This window comes from Cloacibacillus sp. An23, from assembly GCF_002159945.1.
GTDB lineage: Bacteria > Synergistota > Synergistia > Synergistales > Synergistaceae > Caccocola.
In genome coordinates this window covers 103,722-124,658 of sequence record NZ_NFJQ01000011.1, presented here as the reverse complement: position 1 = coordinate 124,658, position 20,937 = coordinate 103,722, and the positions used below count along the sequence as shown (strand labels likewise).

General features: G+C 56.1%; 21 protein-coding genes and 1 pseudogene. 14 read left to right on the top strand and 8 right to left on the bottom strand.

Annotation, left to right across the window (positions count from 1 at the left end):
• Nucleotide 1: 1 nt before the first annotated feature.
• The 14 genes from B5F39_RS11785 (at nucleotide 2) to tpiA (ending at nucleotide 14,856) form a co-directional block, all read left to right on the top strand.
• Nucleotides 2–1,636, top strand: a complete 1,635-nt coding sequence (locus B5F39_RS11785) for an AAA family ATPase (protein WP_158096041.1) — start codon at nucleotides 2–4, stop codon at nucleotides 1,634–1,636.
• Between the two features lie 361 nt (nucleotides 1,637–1,997).
• Nucleotides 1,998–2,726 (top strand): DUF1266 domain-containing protein, encoded by a 729-nt coding sequence (locus B5F39_RS11780; RefSeq protein WP_087367833.1) that lies wholly within the window; start codon nucleotides 1,998–2,000, stop codon nucleotides 2,724–2,726.
• Between the two features lie 94 nt (nucleotides 2,727–2,820).
• Nucleotides 2,821–3,933, top strand: coding sequence for a suppressor of fused domain protein (locus tag B5F39_RS11775; RefSeq protein WP_158096040.1), 1,113 nt, complete (start codon nucleotides 2,821–2,823; stop codon nucleotides 3,931–3,933).
• Nucleotides 3,934–4,041: 108 nt separating this feature from the next.
• Nucleotides 4,042–4,764 (top strand): DUF2185 domain-containing protein, encoded by a 723-nt coding sequence (locus tag B5F39_RS11770; protein WP_087367826.1) that lies wholly within the window; start codon nucleotides 4,042–4,044, stop codon nucleotides 4,762–4,764.
• Between the two features lie 8 nt (nucleotides 4,765–4,772).
• On the top strand, nucleotides 4,773–5,000 hold the full coding sequence (locus tag B5F39_RS11765; RefSeq protein WP_087367823.1) for a hypothetical protein: 228 nt from the start codon (nucleotides 4,773–4,775) through the stop codon (nucleotides 4,998–5,000).
• 31 nt (nucleotides 5,001–5,031) lie between these two features.
• Nucleotides 5,032–6,114, top strand: a complete 1,083-nt coding sequence (locus B5F39_RS11760; RefSeq protein WP_087367820.1) for a DUF4261 domain-containing protein — start codon at nucleotides 5,032–5,034, stop codon at nucleotides 6,112–6,114.
• A gap of 14 nt (nucleotides 6,115–6,128) precedes the next feature.
• Nucleotides 6,129–6,455, top strand: coding sequence for a DUF5713 family protein (locus B5F39_RS11755; RefSeq protein ID WP_087367817.1), 327 nt, complete (start codon nucleotides 6,129–6,131; stop codon nucleotides 6,453–6,455).
• Nucleotides 6,456–6,600: 145 nt separating this feature from the next.
• The gene (rapZ, locus tag B5F39_RS11750) at nucleotides 6,601–7,485 is read left to right on the top strand and encodes an RNase adapter RapZ (protein WP_087367815.1); all 885 of its coding nucleotides are present in this window, start codon (nucleotides 6,601–6,603) and stop codon (nucleotides 7,483–7,485) included.
• On the top strand, nucleotides 7,482–8,600 hold the full coding sequence (locus B5F39_RS11745; protein WP_087367812.1) for a gluconeogenesis factor YvcK family protein: 1,119 nt from the start codon (nucleotides 7,482–7,484) through the stop codon (nucleotides 8,598–8,600). The genes rapZ and B5F39_RS11745 overlap by 4 nt, the downstream gene beginning before the upstream one ends.
• A gap of 9 nt (nucleotides 8,601–8,609) precedes the next feature.
• Nucleotides 8,610–9,524, top strand: coding sequence for a DNA-binding protein WhiA (gene whiA, locus B5F39_RS11740; protein WP_087367809.1), 915 nt, complete (start codon nucleotides 8,610–8,612; stop codon nucleotides 9,522–9,524).
• Nucleotides 9,499–11,457, top strand: coding sequence for an amylo-alpha-1,6-glucosidase (locus tag B5F39_RS11735; RefSeq protein WP_087367805.1), 1,959 nt, complete (start codon nucleotides 9,499–9,501; stop codon nucleotides 11,455–11,457). Before whiA ends, B5F39_RS11735 begins: the two co-directional genes overlap by 26 nt.
• Before the next feature lie 149 nt (nucleotides 11,458–11,606).
• Nucleotides 11,607–12,626, top strand: a complete 1,020-nt coding sequence (gene gap / locus B5F39_RS11730) for a type I glyceraldehyde-3-phosphate dehydrogenase (RefSeq protein WP_087367802.1) — start codon at nucleotides 11,607–11,609, stop codon at nucleotides 12,624–12,626.
• A gap of 3 nt (nucleotides 12,627–12,629) precedes the next feature.
• Nucleotides 12,630–13,820: a phosphoglycerate kinase gene (locus B5F39_RS11725; RefSeq protein WP_087367799.1), complete on the top strand. Its 1,191-nt coding sequence runs from the start codon at nucleotides 12,630–12,632 to the stop codon at nucleotides 13,818–13,820.
• A 250-nt stretch (nucleotides 13,821–14,070) separates the two neighbouring features.
• The gene (gene tpiA / locus B5F39_RS11720; RefSeq protein WP_087367796.1) at nucleotides 14,071–14,856 is read left to right on the top strand and encodes a triose-phosphate isomerase; all 786 of its coding nucleotides are present in this window, start codon (nucleotides 14,071–14,073) and stop codon (nucleotides 14,854–14,856) included.
• A 348-nt stretch (nucleotides 14,857–15,204) separates the two neighbouring features.
• Here the strand turns inward: tpiA and B5F39_RS14720 are convergent.
• The 8 genes and pseudogenes from B5F39_RS14720 to rplU all read right to left on the bottom strand — a co-directional run bounded on the left by B5F39_RS14720 (nucleotide 15,205) and on the right by rplU (nucleotide 20,765).
• Nucleotides 15,205–15,806: pseudogene (locus B5F39_RS14720) on the bottom strand (AAA family ATPase).
• Between the two features lie 98 nt (nucleotides 15,807–15,904).
• Nucleotides 15,905–16,282, bottom strand: a complete 378-nt coding sequence (locus B5F39_RS11710) for an HIT family protein (protein ID WP_087367793.1) — start codon at nucleotides 16,280–16,282, stop codon at nucleotides 15,905–15,907.
• 2 nt (nucleotides 16,283–16,284) lie between these two features.
• Complete coding sequence (rsfS, locus tag B5F39_RS11705) at nucleotides 16,285–16,680, bottom strand: ribosome silencing factor (protein ID WP_087367790.1); 396 nt, start codon at nucleotides 16,678–16,680, stop codon at nucleotides 16,285–16,287.
• Between the two features lie 4 nt (nucleotides 16,681–16,684).
• Nucleotides 16,685–18,061: an LCP family protein gene (locus B5F39_RS11700; RefSeq protein ID WP_087367787.1), complete on the bottom strand. Its 1,377-nt coding sequence runs from the start codon at nucleotides 18,059–18,061 to the stop codon at nucleotides 16,685–16,687.
• A 3-nt stretch (nucleotides 18,062–18,064) separates the two neighbouring features.
• Nucleotides 18,065–18,703: a nicotinate-nucleotide adenylyltransferase gene (nadD, locus tag B5F39_RS11695; RefSeq protein ID WP_087367784.1), complete on the bottom strand. Its 639-nt coding sequence runs from the start codon at nucleotides 18,701–18,703 to the stop codon at nucleotides 18,065–18,067.
• Nucleotides 18,696–20,087, bottom strand: a complete 1,392-nt coding sequence (gene obgE, locus B5F39_RS11690; RefSeq protein WP_087367781.1) for a GTPase ObgE — start codon at nucleotides 20,085–20,087, stop codon at nucleotides 18,696–18,698. Before obgE ends, nadD begins: the two co-directional genes overlap by 8 nt.
• A 79-nt stretch (nucleotides 20,088–20,166) precedes the next feature.
• A complete protein-coding gene (gene rpmA / locus B5F39_RS11685; RefSeq protein WP_087367779.1) occupies nucleotides 20,167–20,427 on the bottom strand; it encodes a 50S ribosomal protein L27 in 261 nt (86 codons plus the stop codon).
• Nucleotides 20,428–20,453: 26 nt separating this feature from the next.
• Nucleotides 20,454–20,765: a 50S ribosomal protein L21 gene (gene rplU, locus B5F39_RS11680; protein ID WP_087367776.1), complete on the bottom strand. Its 312-nt coding sequence runs from the start codon at nucleotides 20,763–20,765 to the stop codon at nucleotides 20,454–20,456.
• Between the last annotated feature and the right edge of the window lie 172 nt (nucleotides 20,766–20,937).

Genomic DNA, 20,937 nt, shown 5'->3' with positions numbered 1-20,937 from the left:
CTTGATAGAAGAGCTTTCCATACGCGGGATAGGCGGGATAAAAAGCGCGTCGCTCGCGTTCGGCGGCGGCTTCATAGTGATAACGGGGGAAAGCGGAGCCGGCAAGAGCAGCCTCGTCCGCGCCCTAGAATTTATCTCCGGACGCCGCGCACAGACCAACCACATCAGGAGCGCCGATGATTCGTGCGAGGCTGAGGCCGTGCTCACTTCCGAGCGCATAGAAGGGCTGGACGAAAGGCTTCAGCCGCAGGACAAGTCGCTGATCGCGCGCCGCACCTTCTCGCGAAGCGGCAAGGGGCGCTGCACGCTGCAGGGGCAGAACGTCCCGCTCGCGCTTCTGGTGAAAGCGATGGAACAAAACATAGTGATACAGAGCCAGTTCGCACAGCTCGGCCTGCTTGAGCCGGAACGCCAGCTTGAGCTCGTAGACTCGTGCGGCGGTGCAGAAACCGCGGCGCTTCTCACAAAACTTGACGAAACCTTCGCCGCCGCGCTCGCGGCTGAGAAAAAAATCGTTTCGATAAAGAAAAGACGTCGCGAAGGCGAGAAACGATGCGAGAACGCTCCGTCCGTCATCAGGCAGGTCGCGGCGCTGAAACTGGAAGGAGACAGCGAGCGTCAGTGGGAGGCGGAGCTTGCCAGAATCGAAGCGGAAGAAACAGCGGCCAGAAAGCTGCGGGCGGCCCTGATACAGATGAACGACCCGGAGCACGGGCTGCTTGACCGGCTCGAAAACGCGGCGAAGAACGTTTACGCGGCGGCGGAGGGGCACGAGGAAAAATGGCGTCCCGCCATAGAGAAGATGCTGTCCGGCGCTCAGGAGTTCTCAGCGATGCTGGCCTCTGAATGCCGGGACGCGGAGGACGGGGACGGCGACGTGAAAGAAGCCCTCGAAAAAAAAATAGGCGCGCTCAGAAAGATAAAGCGCGCGCTCTCCCTACCAGACGCCGCCTCAGTGCTCGAATACGCGCGGAGCGCCGCGGAAGAGCTAGAATGGCTCAAACAGAGCCGCGAAGAGCTGGAAGCGCTTGAGAAAGAAGCGGCGGAACTGCGCCGCGAGACCTCGCGCCTCGCGATGGAGCTTCGCGCGCGCCGCAAAGAGGCCGCCGCGTCGCTCGCCTCGTCCGTCAACGGACACCTCCGCGAGCTCGGCATGGAATACGCGGCCTTCGGCATAGAAATAGAGCCGCTCGACCGCGTACGCTCGAACGGCGCGGAAAACGTCTGCTTCACCCTCGCCCTGCCGGATCAGAAGCCTCTGCCGGTGGGCAAAAACGCCTCCGGCGGAGAGCTGTCCCGCATACTAATTGCAGTTCAGCTCTCGGCAGGCGACGACAAACTGCCCGGGACGCTCGTCTTCGACGAAGTTGAGGCCGGCCTAGGCGGAAAAACGGCGCTGCTCGCCGGCTACAAACTACGAGAACTCTCCAAGCGCTGCCGCACGATACTGATAACCCACCAGGCGACGATAGCCGCGATGGCGGACCAGCACTTCGTCGTAAAGCGAAGCGGAGACGACACGGAAATATCGGAAGTCAAAAACGAGGCTCGCGAGCGCGAGATAGCGCGGATGCTCTCAGGCGACGAAGAATCCAAAGAAGCGCTGGAACACGCGCGAGCGCTGCTGGAACACTGAAAACGCCGCCGTTCTAATAAGGCCGTTGCGCGCGGCTGAAATTTCTGCTTTAATATCGGCGAAATCGCCCGGCAAAGGGGATTGACGAAAGCGATGAATCGCGTAATCCTTAACCAACCAACCAACCAACCAACCAACGCGGCGCAATGAGCGTATAACGCCGCGATTTTTTCGTGTCTTACCGGTCTTTTATCCAACAGGCGCTTTCGTTTCATCATTAAAACAAATGGGCGAAAGCGCCTGTTTGTTTGAAATAATCACGCAAAACGACGGCTACGGCTGATGCGTCGTAAATACATACGTGCCTTGAACAGATGAATGTCTTAAAAATATTTTTAAACTAACATAAGGAGTATTTGCAATGAGCTTTTTTAGAAAACTTTCGAGATTTTTCGACAACGAACATTATAAGAAAAACCCGGTGCCGCAAAACCTCACAAAGGAACAATTTACAGCGATCAACGTCGGCGCGATCAACGCAGAACAGACCGGATACTATTGCGACAGCCTGACTACCGGTTCCGACGTCGACGGCATAAAAGAAAATTTAGCCGACTATTACGGAATAGAGGACAGAGAATCCGCCGTCGGAACGCTGCAGTGGCTTTTCGGCAGAGGACACCGCGTCTTCTTCGATGCGATAAAGGACGCCGCTTCAGGCAAAGCCGGTATAATAAACTGCGACGAACTGGAAGACGACGAACGTGAGCGGGCGGACGAATTTCTTGAAAATTTACGAGGCTCAATAGATGAACTCATAGAAGAGAAATTTTTAGCAAGCCGGGAAGAGCTAGCCTTACATTCCATAACGGCATGGGATATGGGACGTTTCGTGCTCGTCACACGCTGCTGCTTCGACGCCGGATATATTTCAGAAGAAGAGGCGTGGCATTGTATCAACAGCGCGCTCGCAGAATGCCGGAAATTCTATTCTTCATGGGAAGAACTGGCGAGTGATTACGTTATAGGCAGGGCCATGTGGTCCGGTTATGGGATGACGCTGATAGGCATAATGACAAAAGCTCAAAACCTTTTGAGCGACGCCGAAAGCCCTTGGAAAAGGGTACAATTTGGCGAGGCAGGGAAATAATTCTACACCATGAATACGCTGCGTTTTGCGGCCATCTGCCTGACGGCCGATGATCGACGGCGGAAGCATCCTTCACAAATTGGGAGGCAAAAATATGGAAAAACTGGCGGAACAGATAGCTAGATGGAACGACGAAAACAAGTTTGAAAAATGCGTCGATGCGATAGAGGCGGTACCGGAGGCGGAGCGAGGGTACGAGCTGACGCTCCTGCTCGGGCGCGCCTACAGCAACATCGCCGTCCTCGGCCCGCACTGCGAGCGTCCTGACGGCGACGCAGACAAGGTAGACTGCGAACTGCTGGACAAAGCCATAGGCATCTTCGAGTCTATTCGCGCGGAGGGCGAGGACAAGCCGTTCTGGAACTCCCGCATGGCTTACGCGCTGTGGATGTCGGACGGACGCGAGGCCGAAGCGCTGAAATACGCCGAGCGGTGGCTGGAGCTCGCTCCCGGCGACGAAAACGCGAAGAAGCTCATAGAGAGCATACGCGAATTCCTTGCCGATGACGGAGAAGATGCGCCCGCACTGGAGACATACGGCGACGCGGACTGGAACGCGGTGCAGGATCACATTGCTAAATACTTCGGCGATTACGACGAAGTTATGCACGAAGTCGCGTCGGAGGGCATACACCTCGATGTCTGCGTCATACCGCCGCGCGAAGAGCATAACTATTACACTCTCGTCACCCTCGGCATGGGCGCGCACAAAATGAACGTCCCGCAGGAGCTTGCGGACCAGAAGCTGGAACGCGTGGAGCTTCTGATAAATCTTCCCGCGGACTGGAAACTTACGAAAGAGGCTATGCGCGACGACAAATGGATGTGGCCCGTCCATCTCTTAAGGTGGACTGCGCGCTATCCGCTGAGAGATAGAGACACATGGCTCGGATGGGGGCACACGATAGACTCCGGCGACGAATCGAAGCCTTTCAACGAGGAAACGAAGCTCTGCGGCGCGATGCTGCTTTCGCCCGGCGTGTTCGGCGAGGATTCCTACGTCTGCAAACTCGCCGACGGCGGCGAGGTGAACTTTTACCAGCTTATTCCGCTCTATAAAGAGGAGATAGATTACAAGCTCGAACACGGCGTCGACGAACTTCTGGAAAAATGCTCCGACGAACAGCTTGAGGTGATAGATCCGAAACGGCTGAACATCGTAACCGACGCGGACAAGATAGCTCACGACGACGCGCTTATGGAATAGGCGGAAGAATATATCAAGATTATAAAAGAGAAGAAACTGCCCGTAGATGAATTCGCCGCCTATAATCATCTGGCGATATACCTGCGTTGGAGTATAGAACACGATTTAATGAGCAATCCCTTCACACGCCGTCACGGCGATATAATCGCTGCGGTGAAGAGCGGCGAAGCGACGGACCTGCGCGCTTTCATGCGCGACGACGCGGACGTCGGCGGCAAACTTTCGCTGATTTACTTCAACCATGAGGGGACTGAGTTCGCGAAGTGGTACAGTTGGGGAAGCCGCGCCACGCCTTACGCCTATCTCAAGGACGTGAAGGCTCATGCAGCGGCGCACTTCGGTGAGGAGCTCGCGAAGAGCGACGAGTTCGGCGGCGCGGCATATCTTTTCGCACCGTGGAGCGAGGACTATTACCGCGATATGGCGGCGCTAATCGACAGGCGCTACGCGCAGTGGAAGGCGCTCGACGAAAATCAGAGGCCGGATAAGAATTTCGCGATAAAAGCCGAGGATATAAAACCGCTGCTCAAAGACTGGGATGGCTCGATAGAATGCTGCGCGAGCGACAGGATTTTAGCAGACGGCTGCAAGATAGGGTACTGCGAGAGAGTGAAGCCGCCGCGCTGCGACGAGGGCTGGAACAGCGGCTGGTGGTTCCTCGCCGGAGACGAAGACGAAGAGTATCTCGACGATTGGAACAATTTTAGCGTCAGCGACTTGAACACAATCTGCAACTACGACCCCGATATAATGCCATTCCTCACGCTCCCTTACGGAGAATCTCTGAATTTCCGCGAGCTTGACGGCGGCGGGGAAGAGGACGAAGAGTAGGAGAGTACATGGACGCGGATATTATTTCCGGATTCATAAGCGAATGCTTCGGTTTTGTCTGCGCGGCGGCGGGCGCGCTCTTCGCCGTGGGCGCGGCGCTGAATTGGAGCCGGCTCTGTGACCCGGCTGGTAAGCCGCGTTCGCATCTTCTCGGCAGAAGCGGGCGGCGGATATTCTTTTTCGCAGCGGGCTGTCTTCTCGTCGTCTGCGGCGTAATGATTGAATTCCATTCCTAAAACTTGGCAAAATATGAAAGGAGAGGCAACGATGAACGAAAAACAGATGCAGGCGGCGCGCGAGTCCATGATCGAATGGCTCGAACACCCGCACGAGCTTGGGCAGGCGCCGGCCGAAATAGAGTGCGCCGGCACTTTCGAGCTGCACGGCATGATCTATTACATGTTCAGGTACAGGCGTGAAGCCGGCGGCGATTGGCTGCTCGGCGTGTGCGGCGGCTACGAGGGCGGCGGCTTGGAACACTGCGGGCACGTCTACAGCGAGATGGAAGAGTACGACGAATCGACGGCGGTAGAAAAAGCGACGAAGATGGTCGAGATGATACGTTCCTACTGGATGGAGCAGGCGCGTATCGCCGAGGAAGGCAAGGAAAAGGCCGGGGCTTTTGTAGGTTTCGTGCTTCTTTCCGAGGCTGAATGGGATAAAGCGAAGCTCATTCGTGATTTAAAAGAAGAATGGGACATTGACGCGGCGGAAGACGAAGGCGATGAAATACACGGCGATGCGCTCGTATTCCAGCTAGGTGACATGATAGCCGCCGCGAGCCTCATGTCCGTGCCGGTCCCCGACTGCGAAGCCGAGGAAAACGCGAAAAACAACTATATGTGGCCAGAGGCCGTCGATGCCGCGAAGGCCCACAAGGCGCACATAATGGTTACAGTCCTTGGAAAAGAGGCGAGCCTCGTCGAGCGCGGCGAGCTTTACGTCAAGCTGGCCGCCTGCTGCTGCCGCCAGAAATATGCGACGGGCATCTACACGAGCGGCACCGTCTTTGAGCCGAGCTTCTTCTATAAATTCGCCGACATGATGAAAGACGGCATGTTCCCGGTATTCAACCTAATATGGTTCGGCCTCTACCGAAGCAAGCACGGAGTCTGCGGCTACACCTACGGCATGGGATGTTTCGGCAAGGAGGAGATGGAGGTGCTCGACGCGGACGCGGAGCCGTCGGATGTGCAGAACTTCCTTTCAAGCATGGCGGCCTACGTCATCGAGTACGACGTTACGCTTAACGACGGAGAGACGATAGGTTTCTCCGCGGACGACAAGCACGCGATAACGCGCAGCGAAGGCGTCGCGCTTCCAGGCGTGACGCTGAAGATAGAATATTAAGGAGGGACACAGCGATGAAAAAATTCGACGAAAACTACATTCTGCTCAAAGATATGGTCGAGGATGACTATTATCCGAATTTCCTAGTAGACAAGGTGAAGGACTGCATCACGCCCGTCATCGCGCTGCTTGAAAGCGGAGAGAGGGACAAAGAAGTCATACAGGCGAAGCTCGACGAGATGACGCTCGCCATCAACGATTTGCAGGAAGAGTTCGACGAGAACGGCAGCGAAATAGAGACCGTGGCGCGCGACAGTATCGGCGTAACCGTCAAGTACGTACTGGACTGGTTCGGCATAGACATAGACGCAGAAGACGCCGTCAGGGAACGCGACTGGTAGGGCGGCGTTCCGAGGCGGCGGCTTAGGCCCCGACGGCCCCGAGCCGCCGCTTTTTCGCGAAACTTCGCAGGATTTGTTATAATTCGCTTAAAGGCCGCGACAGGTCTTATTTACGGCTGCGCCGCATTAAGTGAGATGATTCGAATTGGATGGGAAAAAGGAGATAAAGCGCTGCATCATAATCACAGGAATGTCGGGGGCGGGGAAGTCCTCGGCGCTCAACGTATTTGAGGACCAGGGCTTCTATGCGATAGACAACCTCCCGCCCGCGCTGCTGCCGCAGCTTATGGATGTGCTCGGCAATCATCCGGCGGCTGTGAATTACGGCGTAGCCGCCGTCGTAGACGTCCGCGGCAAGGAGCTGCTCAACGACCTAAGCTGCGTCGTCGAGCGCCTGCGCGACAAAGGAGTCGACGCCGAGGTGCTTTTCGTAAACGCATCGGACGAAGCGCTCGTGCGCCGCTACGAGACGACGCGCCGCCGCCATCCGCTCGCGGACGAAAGCACGATACTTCAGGGCATCCGCGAGGAACGAAAAATGCTGTCGGCGATCATGGAAAAAGCCGACATAGTCATCGACACAAGCAAGTTCAAACTGCCCGAATTTAAAAACAGGGTGCTCGAGGCCACTGGAGTGTCGGTGGCCGAGCCATCGGTGATAGTCAGCTCGTTCGGTTTCAAGTACGGCGCTCCGCAGGACGCCGATTATATCTTCGACGTGCGCTTTCTTCCGAATCCGAATTACGTCGACGACCTGCATATGCTGTCTGGCAAGGACGAAGCCGTCAGAAGGTATCTCGACGGCTTCCCGTCTCTGAAAAAATTTCTCGACATGGCGGTTCCGCTGCTCGACTACGTGGCGTCGGTCTACTGTGAAACGGGCAAGAAGCAGCTCCATATATGCTTCGGCTGCACGGGCGGACGCCATCGCTCCGTCGCGGTCGCCGAAATAGTCGGGGCCGCCGTCGCGGCGTCCGGCAAGCGTGTCGTCGTCAACCACCGCGACATAGACAAGGGCAGCGTTCGGTGAACGGAGTCCTATTTTTCATCGTCTTTATAGCCGCCTTCGCGGCGGGCGGGGCGGCGGTGTATCTCGCATCGTCGCGGCGGCTGCGGCTGCGCCGCGCGAAGCATTCAAAAAGCCGCATAATCACCAACGCGATGGAATACCGTCTTTCGCTTGGTCCGCGCGTAGTCGCGATCGGCGGAGGCACCGGGCTTTCGACGCTGCTTGGCGGGCTCAAAGGCTTCACTCGCAACATCACTGCGGTGGTCGCCGTCACGGACGAGGGCGGCAGCTCCGGCCGGCTCCGGCAGGAGTGGGGAATGCTGCCGCCTGGCGACATACGCAACTGCATCGTCGCTCTCGCAGAGAACGACAGCTCGCTCAACAGTCTGCTGAATTTCCGCTTCGACAGGGGAGAGCTCAAAGGGCACAGCCTCGGCAACCTCATCCTGCTGGCGACCACCGAAATGATGGGGGACTTTCAGCGCGCGGTCGAAGAACTCAACAAGCTGCTAGCCATACGCGGGCAGGTGCTTCCCGTCACTACGGAAAACGTCGTGCTCAAGGGCGAGACGAAAGAGGGCGAGCTTCTCTCCGGCGAACTGGAAATATCGGACCACGGAAAGGAACTGGCTAAACTCTGGATAGAACCATCAGACGCGGAGCCGCTCGACGCCGTCAAGCGGGCGCTTTCTGAGGCGGAGATAATAGTGCTCGGCCCAGGCAGCCTGTTCACAAGCGTAATGCCGAATCTGCTCCTCTCTGAAACGGCGGCCATGCTGCGCGACGCGAAGGTCCCGATAGTCTATATAGCGAACCTTATGACTCAGCCCAAGGAGACCGAGGGGATGAACATCGTCGCGCACGTAGACTGGATCGCCGGCGTCCTCGGAACCGTGCCCGACTATATACTCGCCAACCAGTCGGCCATCCCGGAAGAGTTCGTCAGCCGCTATGCGAAGATCGGCGCGGAGCCGCTTTACCTCTCCGCGAAGGAAGAGAACTACCTTGAGTCGCTCGGCAGCGAGATAATATACGGCGATTACTGCGAGGTAAAGAACGGGAAATATCTGCGTCACAACGCCAAGCACCTTTCCGAGACGATAATGGAAATCGTGCGCGGCAACAGAAGAAGCTGAGGCGTTAGTATGGAAAGCTTAAACAGGACGATATGGGACGAATGGGGGGCGGCGCAGGCGGAACGCCAGGGGCGCGACGAAGCCGCAGGGATAATGGACGGGCTTCCTTTCCGCGCGCGCGGGGAAGAGCTCTTCTTCCTCTCGCCGAGGCTTTTCGCCGTGAGGCGTCTTATGAGGCTGTGGAGCGAATGCTTCGCGGGGCGCGCCGAAGGGCAGCAGGGCATAAGGCTCGTCGATACGCAGAGAAAGGGGAAAATAGTATTCGCCGCCGACAAAAAACAGGCTGCGGAGCTGCTGTCCGCCACTCGCTCGGCGGCGAAGCGGACTCGCAACTGGGGCTGGGTGCGCGGGCTCTTCGGAAGCTGCGGCGCGCTCTACATGCCGAAGGCGGGATACTATCTCATCATGCGGCCGCAGGCGGCGAACGGCTCCGCGGAGCGCCTGCAGGCGATACTGAAGTCCTGCGGCTTCACCGTCGGAGTGCGCAAGCGCGCCACATACCGGGAGCTCACTCTGCGCGACCAGCAGCAGATAGTAACGCTGCTCTCTCGCATGGGGCTCGTAAAGACGGCGCTGAGCCTTGAGGAGACGGCGATATACCGCTCGATGCGCAGCCACGCGAACAAGCTCGTCAACTGCGACGCCGCGAACATCAACAAAAGCATAGAGGCGGCGCGCGGACAGATGGAGCTGATACGGCGCATGGACGAGCTCGGCATAACCGAGACGCTTCCGGAACCGCTTTTCGAACTCATTGCGGCTAGAAAACGAAATCCAAGCATATCTTTGAAAGAACTTGGGCAAACTTTACCGAGACCAATTAGCAAAAGTACGGTAGAATATAGATGGCGAAAGTTAGAACACTTACTACAGACGCAACTAAAGGGGGATGATGCCAATGTACTTAGGAAAAGCGGACGTTAACACCTACGACAAAGGCGCCGGGAGAGAGTTCCTGATTTCGAACGGGCGCGGGAGTTACGGCTTCTCCACGGTCATAGGTGCCAACACGAGAAGGGAACACGGTCTTCTGGTAGTCAGGGACGGAGAAGAAAAGCAGCACTCCGTCCTCGTCAGCAAAATCGAAGAAACTCTGTTCGACCGCAACAAAAAATATCAGCTTTCGACAAATAGATACAAGGATCTGGTTTATCCCGACGGCTACAGATACCTTCAGGAATATCAGGGAAATCCATATCCGAGCATGCTCTTCGTAATACACAGCATCCTCCTGAAAAAATCGATCTTTATGCCGCGCGGCAAAGAATGCACGGTAATTAAATACGAACTTCTCGCGGCTCCCGACAAGGTGCGCCTCGACCTGCGCCCGCTCGTGGCGCACAGGCTCAGCGATTCGGTATGCGCAGAATCGAAGGGCGCCGACTTCAGCGTGTCCTCGGACAACGCCCACAGCATCAGCATCACCGGCAAGGGGCACACGAGCCGCGTATCCGCCACTTCCGGCACGTGGTCGCTGAAGCCGCTCTGGTTCGAGAACCTCATCTACGAGCAGGACGACCGCATCGACACGCCGTCCGTAGACCATCTCTGGTCGCCCGGACTAATCTCGAACGAGCTTTCGGAAGGAGACGTCCTCTACGTGGTTCTTTCGCAGGAGCCGCAAAGCTTCACCGAGAAGCAGCTTGCAGAGATGGAGCGCGAGGCTGCGGCGCGCTTCGAGGATATCCTCGAACAGGCGAACATCCCCGCCAACAACAGCGCGGAGCAGGACATGATAGTCTCGTCGTACCACCTCGTCGACGACCGTGAAGACAGCGTGGCGCCGATATACACCGGCTATCCGTCAGTAGATACGAAACCGCGCGACACCTTTATAGCGCTGCCGGGCCTTCTGCTGGCGACCGGACGCGAGGAAGCCGCGCTCAAGACTCTCAAATACTGGCTGACAGCCGCCGAGAAAAACGGCTGGGTCATGCCGGAGCGCGTTTCGGCGTGCGGCTGTTCGTTCGAGAACGGCGGAGCGGACAACGGGCTCTGGTTCGTCTACGCCGTGGGCAAATATCTCGCCCACGTCAAGGGCGCCGGCTGCGAAGCCGCCGCGCTCGCCAAGGGCGTTCAGGAAATCGTCGACCGTTATCTCAACGGCGTTCCGCAGCTTGACATCGTCTGCGATTCCAACATGCTGCTGAAGCTGACCGTATCCGACACCGCGCGCCACTGGATGGGCGCAGTCGCCGGCGGCGAAACCGTCGTGACCCGCAAGGGCTACCTCGTCGAGGTCAACGCGCTTTGGTACAACGCGCTGAAGACCGCGGAACAGCTCACCGGAGACAAGCAGTACGGAGACGCGGCGGAGAAGTGCGCGAAGTCCTTCAACGACACTTTCTGGAGCTTCGACATGAACGGACTCTACGACTGCGTAGACCCAGAGACTTTCAAAACGGACAATTCCATCAGGCCGAACCAGATACTCGCGGCGTCGCTGCCATACAGTCCGCTCTCGCCCGAGACGGCGCAGAAGGTGATCCGCCTATGCTGGAACGAGCTGTATACCACATACGGGCTCCGCACGCTCGATCCGCGCCACGATAAATTCAAGGGGCGCTTCGAAGGCCGCCTCGACCAGCGCATCAAAGCCTGCTATCGCGGAATGGCGTGGCCATGGCTCCTCGGGCAGTTTATCACGGCCTATTTGAAATATAATCCAACAAGAAAAGACCTCGGATGGATATTCATCCGTCCCTTCACGTCGCACCTGCGCCACGGATGCCTCGGCGGCGTGGCTCAGCTTTTCGACGGAATGATGCCGTACCGCCCGCACGGCGACGTGCTGAGCGCCGCGGCTCTAGGCGAGCTTCTGCGCGTGCTCCACGAAGACCTTGAAACGGAAGAGTAAAGCTTAAGAAAAACTTCGGCTTCACACCACTTCCGGCGGTTTGACCGACAGCGAAAAAAGCGTCAAAATCACCGAGGGAGGGATAAAAGCGTTTTTGTCCCTCCCCGGTGAATATAACGAAGATATACCTATAAGGAGGGTATTTTGTTATGGCCAAGTATAAGGTTGCAATCAACGGTTTTGGACGTATCGGACGCCTCTCGCTACGCGCTTTCTTCACGAACGGGAAGGAAAACGAATTTGAGATAGTCGCGGTCAACGACCTTACTCCGCCTTCTACGCTCGCGTATCTGCTTAAATACGACTCGGTATTCCGCCGTTTCCCGGGCGAAGTGACTGTCGACGGCGATTACATTGTAGTAAACGGTCACCGTATCAAGGCGCTCGCTGAGCCCGATCCCTCGAAACTCCCGTGGAAGGAAATGGGGGTGGATCTCGTTATCGAATCGACCGGACGCTACACCGACGCGAACCAGGCTTCGGCACACATCGCCGCCGGAGCGAAAAAGGTCATAATCTCCGCTCCCGCGAAGAACCACGACGCGACGATAGTCATGGGCGTCAACGAAGAGATTTACGACCCCGCGAAGCACAACATAATCTCCAACGCCTCGTGCACTACGAACTGCCTCGCGCCGGTCTGCAAGGTCCTGCAGGACAAGTTCGGAATCAAAGAAGGACTTATGAACACAGTCCACGCCTATACCAACGACCAGAAGACGCTCGACTTCCCGCACAAGAACCTCTCGCGCGGAAGAGCGGCGGCCCTCTCAATCATCCCGACGAGCACCGGCGCCGCCAAGGCTATTTCCGAAGTCATCCCCGAGCTCAAGGGCAGACTCAACGGCTTCGCGCTCCGCGTTCCGACGCCCGACGTTTCGGTCGTAGACCTCACAGTAATGCTTGAGAAGCCGGCCACCGCAGACGACGTGAACGCCGCGATGAAGGAAGCCGCGGAAACGTACCTCAAGGGGATTCTCGAGTACGAGCCAGAAGACCTCGTGTCTATGGACTTCGTAGGCGACACCCACTCGTCGATATTCGCGCCGCGCCACACCATGGCTATGGGAGACAGGATGATAAAGCTGCTCTCGTGGTACGACAACGAGTGCGGATACAGCAACAGGGTAATAGACCTCGCGAACTACATCCTCAAAAAAGGACTGTAACCCATGCGCCTGAAGACCTTTTCTCCCTCGGACGTTGCGGGTAAAAAGGTTCTGGTCAGGGTGGACTTCAACGTCCCCCTGGCCGGCGGCAAAGTCAGCGACGACACGCGCATAAAGGCTCATCTTCCGACTCTGACGGCGCTGCGCGAAGCAGGTGCGAAGATTGCGCTCGTCTCGCACCTCGGACGTCCCAAGGGAACGGTCAACCTCAAATATACCCTAGAGCCGGTCGGCGAGGAACTTGCGAAACTGACGGGCTGGACTGTGCGTTTCGTACCGGACTGCATCGGCGAGAAAGTTGACGAAGCCGTAGCCGAATGGAAGGACGGGGAAGTGCTTCTGCTCGAAAACGTCCGCTTTCATCCTGAAGAGGAAAAGAACGACACTGATTTCGCGAAGAAGCTCGTGAAGGACTTCGACGTTTTTGTAATGGACGCATTCAGCGCCGCGCACAGGGCGCACGCTTCGACGCGCGCGGCGGCGGAGCTGATACCGTCGTTCTGCGGAAAGCTTATCGAGCGGGAAATAACGATGCTTTCTGCGGCGCGCGACAACCCGAAAAAACCGTTCGTACTGATCCTCGGCGGCGCGAAAGTTTCAGATAAAATAGCCGTCGTCGAGAATATGCTCAAAAAAGCAGACACTATACTGATAGGCGGCGGAATGGCCTTCACCTTCCTAAAAGCGCAGGGACTCGAGATAGGCAAATCGCTCTGCGAAACGGAGAAGCTCGACTTCGCGGGCAAAATGCTTGAAGAAGCGAAGACGCTAGGGGTGAAAATCGTACTTCCGGCCGACGCCGTGGTCGCCCCGGAATTCAAGGCTGACGCCCCGTCGAATGTAGTACCGGCGGACGCGATTCCGCAGGACCAGATGGGGCTCGACATCGGCCCGCAGACGGCTGAAATCTTCACGAAGGAGATACTCTCAGCAAAAACGGTCCTGTGGAACGGCCCGATGGGCGTCTTTGAGATGCCGGCGTTCGCGAAGGGCACAGAAGCGGTTGCGAAAGCGCTTGCCGATGCGACGGCGAAGGGCGCGCTTACAGTGGTCGGAGGCGGAGACTCCGCCGCGGCGATAGCCCTGTTTAAAATGGAAGACAAAGTCTCCCACGTATCGACTGGCGGGGGAGCAAGTCTTGAATTCTTCGAGGGTAAGAGCCTGCCCGGTATCGAGCCTTACGTCATCGGGTAAAGTAAACAAACATAAACGCCTTCATCACAAGTGGGGGCGTTTATTTTATATTTAACGTTATTAAAATTATATGACAAGCACAATGTTACACATTACGCAGCGGCTGCGGAGCGCAGAAAGACGAGACCTGAAATTCATGGTCTGGAAAGGGCAGTGGGACAGGTCTCCTTTTCCGCGCCAGAGACTTAGTGCAGCGGGAACATTTTTCTGACAGTAAATATGTTGACTGGATTAAATGGAGGAATTTCAGATGCGCAGGAAATTTATAGCCGGAAACTGGAAGATGAACCACGGCCCGGCGGCGACAAGTGAATTTTTTAATAAATTCACAGCCGAGCTGAAGGAGGCCGGCGACGTTCTGGAAGCCGCCGCAAAAGGAACGGAAGAAATAGCTCTGTTCGTCCCTGCCGTGTCCCTCCTTACGGCGGTAAACGCCGCCAAGGGAACGCCCGTAATAATAGGCGCAGAAAATATGCACTGGGAAAAGAGCGGGGCCTTCACCGGCGAAACCTCCGGCCCTATGATAACCGAGATAGGCGCTACGCACGTGCTCATAGGACACAGCGAGAGGCGCCATATATTCCGAGAGACCGACGAAGAACTCAATAAAAAGGTACACGCGGCAATAGAATGCGGCCTAGTCGCAGTGCTCTGCGTAGGAGAGACGCTTGAGGAGCGAGAGGGCGGCAAGGCCTTCAACGTTATAAAGAAACAGTTCGCCGAAGGGCTCAAGGGAATAGACGGGGATACGCTCGCACGCAAAATGATAATAGCTTACGAGCCTGTGTGGGCGATCGGCACAGGAAAGACGGCGAGCGACGCAGACGCCGAAGAAGTATGCGGCTTTATACGCAGACTGGCTAAGGAGAGCTTCTGCGAGAATACTGCAGATGAGCTGATAATCCTCTACGGAGGCAGCGTCAAAGCAGACAACACGAGAGGCATAATCTCGCAGCCAGACATCGACGGAGTTCTGGTAGGCGGCGCGTCGCTAAAGGCGGACAGCTTCATGCAGATCATAAAGAACGCTTTATAACGGCGCGAGATAAAAACATAACATGTGTAATATTATATGACTTCAAAATCATAAAATACAATACTTTACTTTAAAATACTGTAATAATCAACACAGAACCCCTCTCGGAAATACCGAAAGGGGTTCTGTGTAACATAACATAAATTATAGGACATTATTATAACGCGCTCCCCATTTGCCTGCGCTTAAAAGAATTGGTTGTTTCAAAAGAGGTTTTCCGGAGCTTAGGTCCCTGTCTTTATAGCCCATGTGTCCGCGCACCTTTCTGGCCGGGCCGCCGTAATAGCAGAATACAGCGCTGTTTCCGCACATTAACAGAATTTACGCCAGCTTTCAAAAACGATGTCGTCAAGTCAGCGCCGTCATGATGCCAGCGCCGTTGAGAAACGCCGCAAGCTTTTCCAGCTTTTGCAGATGCGTCTTTTTATCTATTCTTTCTTTGATTAATGAAACGGTCTCGTCTATGGAACGATTTGTCGTGTCGATTACGAATCTCTCATAATCTCCCAGACGGCAGAACTGTTTCCACATTATTTCCACAAGCTCGGCATTGGTCTTTTTATTCAGTTTGGAACGGCCGACGGCGCGCTTCATAGTTTCTATCCTGCCGGCCATCAGCACGACGTAGTGTACTTCGTATCCGAGTGCGTCGGCCTGTGTCCACGGGGCTGAAAACCACGGTCCGATTATACCATCCACTATTACGTCATATCCTCCGCGCGCGAAGCGTTTCGCAGATTCTAAAAGAGCCTCCGTTACCACAAGGTTCTGTCCGTTGGATTCCGGTAAGTGCGCGGTACAGCCCCCTTGCGCATGTAGTGGTAGAAATCGTCGCTGTGCATACATCATATAGATTCTGCGAGCTCCGATTCATCAGCAACGATCGAATCCACCGTTGTTTTTCCCGTCCCCGGCGCTCCCGTGATGATGACGATGCGTCCGTCGTTCATACATTTCACCGCTTTTCATTTTGTTCTTACGATAAATCCGGCGAAATTTATCGCCGGATTTATCATGTCCGATAATTCTGATAACGTTAGGTATTTTTCTATTCGATGTGGGGCATTTTTTCCGGGATTACGCCGCGCACTCCGCCGAGAGGCGATTTCGTGTCGCCCTTGTAGCGCGGAATTAGATGCATGTGGACGTGCATGACTGACTGCCCAGCGCATTCGTTGCAGTTTACGCCGAAGTTGTATCCGTCCGGAGAATATTTCTTGTCAAGCAGCTTCTTGCCCTTGTGAAGCAGGTCGTGCATCGCGAGTTCTTCTTCCGGCGTTATGTCGAAGTAGTTCTGAACATGCCGCTTCGGTATGATGAGCATGTGCCCTGGATTGACCGGCATAACGTCGAACACGGCGTACGCGAGTTCGTTTTCCAGCACGTGGTCCTTTAAGTCTTTTAATTTGCAGAATATGCAGTCCATGATTATTCGTCCTCGTCGAAGAATCTTTCGGTCGGCGCGTCGCCCCAAAGAGAATCGAGCCTGTAAAAGTCGCGCCCTTCGCGGCTCAGTATGTTCACGATCAGTGCGCCGGCGTCAAGCAGCGTCCATTTCGTGCTGCTCTCCCCTTCCACTCTGTACGAAAGCCCCATCTCGTCCAGAGCCTCCATCGCCGTGTCCTTCAGCGTCCTTCCGTGAAGTTCGGAACGCGCTATCGCGACGATGAATATATCCGCGAAGCCTGAGACCTCGCTCAGGTCGTGCGCCGTGACTTCAAGCGCGTGCTTGTCGGTCAGCGCTTTTATAAGCTGCATATATGGTGCGCAAAAATTTTTCGTCTCCGCCATAGCTGGCTTCATCTCCTTTTTCTGTCGTTCCATTGAATTATTGCCCGCCGCTGATTTTTACCAGCTCGTCAAGTAGTTTTACTATGCGGCCGTAATCGTGTCCAGCTATAAGAGAGGCATAGAAAGCCTGCTGTCCGGGCCTCACTAGGCCGCTCGGTATCTCAAGCAGCCTGCCCATGAGCTTCGCCGTCTCTTTGACGCTTTCCGGCGCGTCCGACGGATAGACTATGTTGCTGTACCGGTAGTCGAAATGTTTGGCGTTTCCTGTATGCACTACGTCCACGCCTATTTTTTGCAGACGCGTAGAGAGCTCGCCCGCCACCCCGCTCTTGCCGGTCCCGTTTAGCACCGCTACGGATTCCGGCATAGACTTGACTATCTCGGCGAGCTGCTCGGCTGTCATCATATTCTCCGCCGCTTTCGCTCCGCCGGCGGTCTGAGCGGATTCGCTCTCTTCAGCCGGAACGCGGTCGCCTGACTCGGCTTCGGTCTGTTCGCCCGTCAGCTCTGCCAGCGGCGCGTTAAGGAAGCGCTTCGCGTCGCGCACGTCGCCTATCCAGTAGCTGAGTCCGTCTATGGTGGCGGGAGTTCCGCGCAGCGTCGAGAAGAGCATCTTGTCCCGCCCGACCTCGTTCTGAATGAAGCCGGCGAGCTGGAGAGCGAAAGACGTCGTCATGTCGGTCCTGAATATTTTCATCGCCTGCGCCGCGAGCTCGGGAAGCCTAATTATTACACGCGGGTCGTAAGCCTTTTTAAGCATCGCCTTGAGGAACTGCTGCTGGCGTTGTATGCGTCCGATGTCGCCGAGCGCGTCTTTTCTGAACCGCACGAATTGCAGGGCAGTTTCTCCGTTGAGCGTCTGGAGCCCGGGCTGTATATTTATATCGAGTTTACCGGCCCTGTCTACGTAGCGCATGCGTTTCGGAACGTCTACCTCTACCCCGCCGAGCATATCGACGAAAGCCGGGAAGCTGTCGTAGTCCACTATTACGTAGTAAAGTATAGGCTCTCCGAGATAGTTGGACACTGTCGCGCGCATCAAGTCCTGCCCGCCGTAGGCGAAGGCGTGGTTGAGCTTCTGCGTGCCGTGGCCCGGTATCATGACGCGTGTGTCTCGCGGGAGCGAGAGGATGCGAATGTCTTTGTCGTCTATATCGACGGTTATGAAAAGTATTGTGTCGGACCGCCTTGAGCCCTCCACGTTGTCCTCGCCCATCAGCAGTATGTTGAATTTGCCCTGTGTTTCGAGGGCGTCGTAGGACGCGCTGTTCTCCGCCGATTTCTTCGCTTCGTCGATCAGCGTCTCTCCCTTTGAATTCCACGCCGTGTAAAGGCGCGCGCCGACTCCCGCCGCGAGCGCGACGGCTCCGAGCAGGATGGCCAGTATTACAGTTTTTGCCGCAGAACGCCTCAAAACCTATTCCCCCGTATTATCCCGATAGAGTGATTTTTTTCTTATGAACTGCTCCACCGGCTGCGGCACCATGAAGCGTATGCTCCTGCTGCGCCGCACGCGCTCCCTAAGCTCCGTGCTCGAAATGGCGAGCAGCGGTATCTCGAGAGGTATTATCTTTTCTCTGAGCTCCGGCGGTATCTCTTCCATTCTCTTATGTGTGTATCCGTAGCGGCTTACGGCGACGAATTTGCACATCGCCATTATTTCTTCAGGGTTTTTCCACGACACGATGTCGAGCACCGCGTCCAGCCCCGTTATGAAATAGAACTGAGTCCCGGCGTATTCAGGCATCGCCTTGAGCGTGCGCAGCGTATCGATGGTATAGCTGCTGCCTTCCCTGTCGATCTCGACGCGCGACACGCTGAAATAAGGGCAGCTCACTGTAGCGAGCTGTGTCATCAGGTAACGGTCCTCCGGCGACGTGACCTTTTTATTGGCCTTGTGCGGCGGGCGGCCCGTCGGGATAAACACCACCTCGGACAGGCCGAAGGCCGCGTGCGCCTCGTCGGCCGCCAGGAGGTGCCCGTAGTGTATCGGGTCGAATGTGCCGCCCATTATGCCGATTTTCCTGGCCTCTGTATTTTCCGGAATATTATTCATCTGCGTCTTCTTCAGCGGGGTCGAAACCGTCGTCGCAGGCCTCGTCCTGAACTGTGCTTCCGGCTTCGTCCTCAGGATAGTAATCGGGGTAAAAGTTGAATTCCTTATATCCGATGCTCACGAGGTCTCCCGGCTGGGCTCCCGCCGCCTCGAGAAGTTCCTCGACCTTATAGCGGCGCAGAAGCTTGGTGAAGCGTGCTACGTTCTCCTCCTGGCTGAAATCGTAGCGCTCCACGGCCTTTTCCAGCCTGTAGTGAAGGACTCGGTAGCCGCCTCCGTGCATCGCTATTATCTGTATTTTCATGCGCTTGCGGTTTGGCAGTTTTTCAGGCGCTCGTTCTTCCAGCGCAAAGAGCCTTACGTTGCTTTCCGGTCTCGGATGCTCGGCGGTGAACTTAGTGATTCTTTTTACGAGCTCCGGAATACCTTCTTCAGTGAGGGCGCTCAGCGTTATGAAGGCGACGCCTTTTTTCTCAAAATATTCCGAAAGACCTTTAGTCAATTCGGGAATGAACTCCTCAGGCACTTCGTCGAGCTTGTTGCCGGCTACGAAATACGGACGTTTTTCAAGCTCGGGGTCGTATTTCTTCATCTCGCCGCGCACCACTTCGAAATCTCCGATTATTGTGTCAAGGTCGCCGCTTTCTAGGCTCAGCACGTGAACCAGCAGCCTGGCTCTGTCGACGTGGCGGAGGAACTCGAGTCCAAGCCCCTTGTTCTCGTGCGCTCCTTCGATAAGCCCCGGTATGTCCGCGATAACTATTCTCTCGTCTCCAGTGTTGATGACGCCTAGGTTCGGAGACAGCGTCGTAAACGGATAATCGGCTATCTTCGGCTGTGCGTTGGATATCGCGGCGAGTATGCTCGACTTGCCTACGTTGGGCAGTCCTACGAGGCCTACGTCCGCGATAAGCCTCAGCTCGAGACGCAGCTTGACCTCTTCGCCCATCTCGCCTTGCTCGCAGAAGCGCGGAGCCTTCCGCGACGAGCTTGCGAAATAACGGTTGCCGCGCCCTCCCCTGCCGCCGCGCGCGGCGACGAAACGGTCGTGGGGCTCGACGAGGTCGGCGCAGCCTTCGCCCGTCTCTGCGTCGTAAATGAGCGTTCCGCACGGGACGTATATTATCTTGTCTTCTCCGGCTCGCCCGTTCCTCGCGGCGCCTTTGCCGTGGTCGCCGTTCTCACCCTTGATGTGGTGCATGTATTCGAGGTCGGCGAGTGTCTGAAGGTTCGACGTCGCCTCGAATATAACGCTGCCTCCGCGTCCGCCGTTGCCGCCGTCCGGGCCGCCGTTGGGCTTGAAGCGCTCGCGCAGGAAGCTCATACAGCCGTTGCCGCCGCGTCCGGCCTTGACGGACATAATCAGAGAGTCAACGAATTTCATCTGTTCACCTCTTATAATACCAGAAAAGGGGGCCTGCTCCAGCGAGGGCCCCCACTACAAAATCAAACGATGGATAATATTAGAGCGTTTCCTGCTGCTCGATCGTCACGTACTTGCGGTCGGCCTTCGTCTGGAAGCGTACCGTGCCCGGCACGAGCGCAAATATCGTGAAGTCGCGTCCCAGCCCAGTATTGCGCCCGGGGTGGTACTTCGTCCCCCTCTGACGGAGGATTATCGTTCCGGCGTTGACGAACGAGCCGTCTCCGCGCTTGATGCCGAGGTATTTCGGCTGACTGTCGCGGCCGTTGGTTGAGCTTCCCTGACCTTTTTTATGAGCCATAATTCAATATCCCCTTTACGTAGAAACTAACCGTTGATAGACTCGATCTGAACGAGCGTGTACTGCTGGCGGTGTCCGCGGAATTTGCGGTAGTTTTTCTTTCTGCGGTACTTGAAGACTATGACCTTGTCGTTCTTGCCGCTCTCGACGATCTTCGCGCTGACGGAAGCGCCCTCGACGTAGGGAGCCCCGATGACCGCGCCTTCGTCCTTTCCGAGAAGGATGACCTTGTCGAAGGTTACGACAGAGCCGTCCTCGGCGTGAATCTTTTCTACCTTGAACTTGTCGCCCTCGGAAACTCTGTACTGCTTTCCGCCCTGCTCAATAACTGCGTACATTTATCTGTTTACCTCCTCCGCTGTGTGTCAGGCAGCCCTTTGGACTTTTGAAGCCCGCACCAAGCGTATTCTAAAACTAGAAAATTATAGGGATAAAAACGCCGGCTGTCAATATTCGATGCACGGAGCTCATCTACGAAAGCGTGTCGCGGATGCGCGAGGTTTTTTTTGC